Consider the following 3,940-nt stretch of genomic DNA (forward strand, 5'->3'; position numbering starts at 1 on the left):
AACCCGGGTGCTACTGAGGATGGGGTGACGTCGTCAACACCGAGTAGCCGGATTCACGCAATATAAGCACGCTGAGTAATCTTCCCAGCTGGATCAAACAAGACCACATTTCACCTATCGCTCATATCATGTCGGGTTATTCACCGTTTATAATTAAATGAGCTATCATTATAACCATGCCATTGAAACTTTAGAGTTTGGCATGCTGCACATTAATCGTCCGATCATGGCAACCCATCCGACATATATGCCTGAAATTTTAGGAGGATACCCCATGAACACTTTTGCGCTTTCAAGGCACACTGGCGCAGGCACACCCAAATTAGTAAACCACTAATTTGAAAAACCTCTTTGATAAAAAGGAGCATGACCATGCAAACGCAGCCTTTAGAAACGGACGTCGAAATTACCTCGGCGCTCACGGTAGATGAGTTAGAGCAAGTAAAAGCAAAAGGCTTCAAAACGGTAATTTGCAATTGCAAACCTGGCGAAAGCGCTGAGTTTCCGGGTGAAGAAGTTTACCGTCTAAAAGCAGCAGACATTGGCCTTCAGTGGGTGCACATTCCTGTCACACCTGGTGACTACAGCCAAGCGGATATTACCGCCTTTGCTGTGGCGCTACAGCAACTTCCCAAGCCTATTTTGGCTTTCTGTCGCACCGGTAAGCGGGCTACCCATCTATGGGCCTACGCTAAGCGCCAAATGGAGCATTGCGAACTAGCAGAGCTGTTTACCGCTGCAAAAGAGGCAGGCTTCGATTTGGAAGAGCATCGACAAGGGCTCGAGGATCAACAAACCTAACAATGCGACGACATTAGTCGCGATCACGTTGTATCAACAAGCGGGTACGCCTCATGAATATTGAGCGTTGGTTGCCATTGGCCGGCTGGCTACGCAGCTATAACCGAAAGCAGCTCTCTCGGGATGCACTGGCCGCGGTAATTGTTACGCTAATGCTGGTGCCCCAGGCGCTAGCGTACGCCCTTTTGGCGGGGCTACCACCGGAAATGGGCCTCTATGCCAGCATGCTGCCACTGGTGCTATATGCCATTTTTGGCAACAGCGCTAGCTTAGCGGTAGGGCCTGTAGCCGTGGCGGCACTAATGACAGCTTCTGCGCTGAGTAACTTTGCTACCCCTGGCAGCCCGGAATACATTGGGGCAGCGCTGGTATTGGCGGCGCTTTCAGGACTGATATTGATCAGCATGGGCGTGCTGAGGCTGGGCTTTTTAGTTAATTTCTTGAGCCATCCGGTTATTTCGGGATTCATAACAGCTTCGGGCATTCTAATTGCGATTAGCCAGCTTAAACATATCCTTGGCGTAGAAGCATCTGGCCATAACGTCATTGACCTGCTGGGGGCACTGCTGAGCCAGTGGCAACAGATCAATATAACGACGCTGCTGATCGGACTAGGCGTATGGGCCTTTCTGCTGGTGTGCCGCAAGCGGCTAAACTCGTGGCTGACGACTATCGGCGTTTCTGCTAGCACTGCCGGGCTCATCGTGAAAGCCACTCCGATCTCGGCGGTGATTGTCACTACGTTTCTAGCTTGGGAGCTAAACCTTGACCAGCTTGGCGTAGCACTAGTTGGCGCGGTACCCAGCGGCCTACCTGCTCTTGCACTGCCCAGCCTGGATCAATCGCTGTGGCTTGGCCTATTACCCGCAGCACTGCTAATTAGCCTGGTGGGCTTTGTAGAATCGATATCGGTGGCGCAAACACTTGCTGCCAAGCGCCGCCAGCGTATAAATCCTAATCAAGAGTTAATTGCACTTGGCATGGCTAATCTGGGCGCTGGCGTCAGCGGCGGTTCGCCGGTATCTGGCGGTTTTTCCCGCTCGGTAGTCAACTTTGAAGCAGGCGCGGCAACACCGCTGGCTGGAGCATTCACGGCGCTGGGCATTGTGCTTTCCACACTACTGTTAACCGACCTACTGGCATTCTTACCCACAGCGACCCTGGCAGCTACCATTATTGTGGCGGTCGGCACGCTGATTGACCTACCGGCGGTGAAACGTACTTGGCAATACTCCCGTAGCGATGGCTTGGCCATGGTGGCCACCCTACTGCTCACTCTACTGCACAGCGTGGAGCTAGGTATTATCAGCGGTGTGGTGCTCTCGCTTGGGCTGCATCTATACCGCACCAGCCAGCCCCATAGCGCGGTGGTTGGCCGTGTGCCGGGCACCGAGCACTTTCGTAACGTCAAGCGCCATCAGGTCGAAACCGATGAGCAGCTAGCGATGCTACGTATTGATGAAAGCCTCTACTTTGCTAATGCCCGCTACCTAGAAGACACCGTCATGGCGCTGGCCGCCCGCTCGCCCTCAATTAAGCACATTGTGCTGACCTGCCAAGCGGTTAACGTGATTGATGCCTCTGCGCTTGAGAGCTTAGAAGCGATCAATGCGCGGTTAAACGATGCAGGCGCCAAGCTGCACCTTGCGGAAGTGAAAGGGCCCGTGATGGATCGATTACAGAACACTGACTTTTGCCGCGAGCTAACCGGGCAGGTGTTTTTTACTACCTTTGATGCTTGGCAGGCTCTGGCCCACCCGACCAAGACCAACACGCCACTCTTGCCAAAACAACTAAAGGAGACAACGTCATGCAAAAGCGACACACCAAGATAGCCATTATTGGTGCCGGTAGTGCTGGTCTTAGCGCCTGGCACGCCGCACGCAAGCATACCGACGATGTAATGCTTTTAGAATCCGGCGCCTATGGCACTACCTGCGCCCGCGTGGGGTGCATGCCCTCCAAGCTATTCATCGCTGCCGCCAATGTGGCGCACAACGCGCGTAAAGCAGAACTGTTTGGTGTCAATGTCAATGAAGTAGCGATCGATGGCAAAGCGGTGATTGCAAGAGTCAAACATGAGCGCGATCGCTTCGTCGGTAATGCTCGCTATGCCCTTTTACCACCCGGTACTTGAAGAGGGATTAAGATCAGGGTTACGCCGGGACAGCGGGTGCATTATTTTTTACATTGCTCACATAAACGCCATAAGGGCAGACATCTAACCGTTTAATTTGGCGATCACCGCCCCTCTTCATCTCTTCATCTCAGCACCTCTTCGCAACCACTAAAATCATATTGGCTTGATATGGATCAAGCTACAGCCACTTTCCTCGTGTTCTTAAGCGAGATGACGACTATGCTTGCCACATGCAGCTTACGTTATTACGTTAGAGGAAATAGTTATGAAAAACTCTTTAATGCCTATGGTTGCCGCCATCGGAATCACGATGGCCTTAGGAGCCACACCCTCTATTGCAGACGAAGTCGAGGCCTACCGGGAAACAACATTAGGTCTCTATGTCACAGCCATTGAGGCTCATGACCTCATGCAAGATAACGATCGCGCTGTACTCATTGATGTACGCGACCCCATTGAGATCAAGTTTACTGGCTTCGCCGAGCCCACCGATATCCATGTGCCCTGGGTGTTAGCCGAGCGCGACAACTTCGATGGAGAAACGAAAACTTGGCCAGTGGTCAAAAACGCTGACTTCGAAGAGCAATTAAGAGCCAAAATGGAAGCCCTGGGCGTAAATAAAGAAGATCCGATCATTGTCATGTGTCGCTCCGGTGCCACCCGCAGCGCCCCCGCTGCCGATGTGATCGCCGAGATGGGATACAGCGAAGTCTACTCCATGACCGACGGTTTCGAGGGTGAAAAGCTCAAGGAGGGTAATTCCCAGGGCGTAAGAGCGCAGGATGGCTGGCGCAATTCGGGCCTTCCGTGGAGCTATGACATCAACCCTGATGTGGCATGGCGCCCTGCCCACTAATACTCCGATATATGGGTCACTGCTTAAACAGCAGGGCCAGGACATTGACCAAACCCAACGAGGTGACCGCATGACTCACACACATAAAACCAGCAAAACTATCTTGGCACTGGCAGCAACTACCGCTGCCATCGGCTTTTTTT

The 3,940-nt window shown here is 52.6% G+C and carries 4 protein-coding genes; all 4 read left to right on the forward strand.

Annotated elements, in window-relative coordinates; genetic code table 11:
* The first annotated feature begins 372 nt into the window (after nucleotides 1-372).
* The 4 genes from KUC_RS18895 (at nucleotide 373) to KUC_RS18910 (ending at nucleotide 3,797) form a co-directional block, all read left to right on the forward strand.
* The gene (locus tag KUC_RS18895; RefSeq protein ID WP_040481799.1) at nucleotides 373-801 is read left to right on the forward strand and encodes a protein tyrosine phosphatase family protein; all 429 of its coding nucleotides are present in this window, start codon (nucleotides 373-375) and stop codon (nucleotides 799-801) included.
* Between the two features lie 53 nt (nucleotides 802-854).
* Nucleotides 855-2,636 (forward strand): SulP family inorganic anion transporter, encoded by a 1,782-nt coding sequence (locus KUC_RS18900; protein WP_007114867.1) that lies wholly within the window; start codon nucleotides 855-857, stop codon nucleotides 2,634-2,636.
* Nucleotides 2,612-2,938 carry an FAD-dependent oxidoreductase gene (locus KUC_RS18905; protein ID WP_007114868.1) on the forward strand — a complete coding sequence of 109 codons (327 nt, stop codon included), beginning with the start codon at nucleotides 2,612-2,614 and terminating at the stop codon, nucleotides 2,936-2,938. The genes KUC_RS18900 and KUC_RS18905 overlap by 25 nt, the downstream gene beginning before the upstream one ends.
* A gap of 268 nt (nucleotides 2,939-3,206) precedes the next feature.
* The gene (locus KUC_RS18910) at nucleotides 3,207-3,797 is read left to right on the forward strand and encodes a rhodanese-like domain-containing protein (RefSeq protein ID WP_141243497.1); all 591 of its coding nucleotides are present in this window, start codon (nucleotides 3,207-3,209) and stop codon (nucleotides 3,795-3,797) included.
* The last annotated feature ends 143 nt before the right edge of the window (nucleotides 3,798-3,940 follow it).

Source organism: Vreelandella boliviensis LC1 (assembly GCF_000236035.1).
In the GTDB taxonomy this organism is placed as follows: domain Bacteria; phylum Pseudomonadota; class Gammaproteobacteria; order Pseudomonadales; family Halomonadaceae; genus Vreelandella; species Vreelandella boliviensis.

What these genes read in the sequence shown, in the direction of transcription:
- KUC_RS18895 (WP_040481799.1), top strand. Translation starts at nt 373, where the DNA reads ATGCAAACGCAGCCTTTAGAAACGGACGTCGAAATTACCTCGGCGCTC.
- KUC_RS18900 (WP_007114867.1), top strand. Translation starts at nt 855, where the DNA reads ATGAATATTGAGCGTTGGTTGCCATTGGCCGGCTGGCTACGCAGCTAT.
- KUC_RS18905 (WP_007114868.1), top strand. Translation starts at nt 2,612, where the DNA reads ATGCAAAAGCGACACACCAAGATAGCCATTATTGGTGCCGGTAGTGCT.
- KUC_RS18910 (WP_141243497.1), top strand. Translation starts at nt 3,207, where the DNA reads ATGAAAAACTCTTTAATGCCTATGGTTGCCGCCATCGGAATCACGATG.